At 29.8% G+C, this 2,181-nt stretch carries 3 protein-coding genes; 2 read left to right on the top strand and 1 reads right to left on the bottom strand.

What is annotated here, in order from left to right; all coding sequences use genetic code 11:
* Positions 1-114: 114 nt before the first annotated feature.
* On the bottom strand, positions 115-633 hold the full coding sequence (locus tag KI356_RS27365; protein ID WP_212937026.1) for a GrpB family protein: 519 nt from the start codon (positions 631-633) through the stop codon (positions 115-117).
* Between the two features lie 126 nt (positions 634-759).
* Here KI356_RS27365 and KI356_RS27360 point away from each other — a divergent pair, with 126 nt between their 5' ends.
* Positions 760-1,641 carry a protein kinase family protein gene (locus KI356_RS27360; protein WP_212937025.1) on the top strand — a complete coding sequence of 294 codons (882 nt, stop codon included), beginning with the start codon at positions 760-762 and terminating at the stop codon, positions 1,639-1,641.
* A gap of 46 nt (positions 1,642-1,687) precedes the next feature.
* On the top strand, positions 1,688-2,181 hold a 494-nt coding region (locus KI356_RS27355), incomplete at its 3' end, for a LytS/YhcK type 5TM receptor domain-containing protein (protein WP_274388412.1).

Here is a 2,181-nt window from a genome sequence, read left to right as displayed (position 1 = left end):
TCCATTTTATATAATCCCCTTTTGACTCAAAAGCTCTATAATCAACAGTGTATCAAGTGAAAGAGAGAATAAAATGAGAGAAAGATTAAAATAAAATGAGAATCTGCAAACCACTTATATTTTATTTATATCCTTTTTGGCCAATTCTAATATGTTGCAAATAAACGGTGCTTTTTCATTTGTATATGAAACACGATCAAAAGGATATGTAGCAGCAAGTTTCTCTTTTAATTCTCTATATTCTTTTCGTGCCCATTCATTATTTATGAGAAAATCTCTAAATAAAAGGTTGTTCTTCCATTCCTCACTATTATAAATATAAACATGTAAATGGTGGGTACCAGCTCTCCATTTCCCTTTTCTAAAAAAACGCCAATTAGTTGTTTCTTTTGGAACATATTCATATCCAATTTTTGCAAGGTTTTCAATCCAATTTTCAGTAATTTGTAAATTTGTTACGCCAACCATCATATCAATAAGAGGTTTAGCTCCTAATCCTTCTACCGCTGTGCTTCCTATATGTTCAATAGTGATAATTTCTTCCTTTAGTAACGGCGAAATTTTATTTTTTTCATTTAAAAACTCTTTATGCCAATAATGTTGGTACGGTTTAATTATGATTTTTCCATCCATTTTCTTTCCTCCTTATAACTGTACATCATTATATTTATAAAATTTAAGTATATTAACATAGGGATTTCACAAAATATGTCGAATACTTTGATAGACAACTTAATTATATTAAATATGAGGTGAATAATGAAAGATATTCCAGTTGAAATTCAGTTAAATGCTGTCACATTCCAGCTAAAAAAATATCATAATTTTGATTGGCTTACGAAACTAGGAACAATATTTGCAGTTTTTGACCAACAAGATTCCGGTAATATAAGTTTCGGTGTTGAAACGAATGGGAAAAAGAAATTTATTAAATATGCAGGCGCACAAACACTCGCATATAATGCTTCTACAAATGAAGCTATAGAAAGATTAAAAAACTCAGTTACTATATACAATGAATTAAAACACGTTTCTCTTATAAATTTAATTGATCATTATCCTGTACAACATGGATATGTTTTAATTTTTGATTGGTTTGATGGTGAATGTCTTCACCCACACTGGAGTTTCCCACCCCCAGCGAAATACACTGATCCTAACTCACCATTTTATAAATATAAGAGATTATCCGTTAGGGATCGACTAATTTCATTAAATTCTATTTTTTCTTTCCATCATTATGTAGAACAAAAAAAATATGTGGCCATTGATTTTTACGATGGGAGTATTTTATATAACTTTAAAACAAATGAAACAAAAATTTGCGACATTGATTTATACAGTAAAAAACCTTATGTAAATACAATGGGAAGACTTTGGGGGTCCTCACGTTTTATGTCACCTGAAGAGTTTCAGCTTAACGCTATAATTGATGGGAAAACAAACGTATTTAATATGGGAGCGATAGCTTTCACACTTTTAGGCGGTGGACAAGATCATTCCTTTATAAAATGGGAAGCTAGTGCAAGTTTATATGAGGTAGCATACCGTGCTGTAAATGAAAATCGTAGTGAGCGCTATGCGTCAATGGAAGAGTTTAATAATGCATGGTTAAAAGTCTATAACGCTGAAAAACTATAAAAATTACATATATTATAAAAGTACATGTAAAACTTGCACTTTTATAATGTATAATACATATGGGATTGAAATTCAGGATAACGGGGCATGTATTATGAACTTTGTTTACATTAATCAAAATGTTTTAAATAACCTTCTTTATATTTTAAGCAGTATATTTATTTTTTATTTTATTTATGATAGTGGATACTTTGGGAAGAAATATAAGAAACTACTTATCATTCTTTGTACGAGCATCCCACTAATTTTATGTATGCGGTATCCCATCTATATGGATGAAAATTGTATTCACGATTTAAGACAAATCCCCTTTTTAATTGGTACACTTTATGGTGGATTTCCTGTCGGTATTGCCTTACTCATAATTTTATTAATAACACGTTTTACGTTTTATAGTTTTAGCCTGTTAACAATCATTGTTTATGGAACGATGTTAATAATTACAGCATTCGCATCATCAAAATTTAAAACATACAATCGGAAAATGAAAGTAGCTTCATCTATGTTTTTAACTTTTTTCCTTGCAATATTTACAACAGT

It is taken from the genome of Bacillus hominis (genome assembly GCF_018332515.1).
In the GTDB taxonomy this organism is placed as follows: domain Bacteria; phylum Bacillota; class Bacilli; order Bacillales; family Bacillaceae_G; genus Bacillus_A; species Bacillus_A hominis.
The sequence above is the reverse complement of the archived record's forward strand: the minus strand, read 5'-3'. Positions and strand labels throughout refer to the sequence as shown.

What these genes read in the sequence shown, in the direction of transcription:
- KI356_RS27365 (WP_212937026.1), bottom strand. Translation starts at nt 633, where the DNA reads ATGGATGGAAAAATCATAATTAAACCGTACCAACATTATTGGCATAAA.
- KI356_RS27360 (WP_212937025.1), top strand. Translation starts at nt 760, where the DNA reads ATGAAAGATATTCCAGTTGAAATTCAGTTAAATGCTGTCACATTCCAG.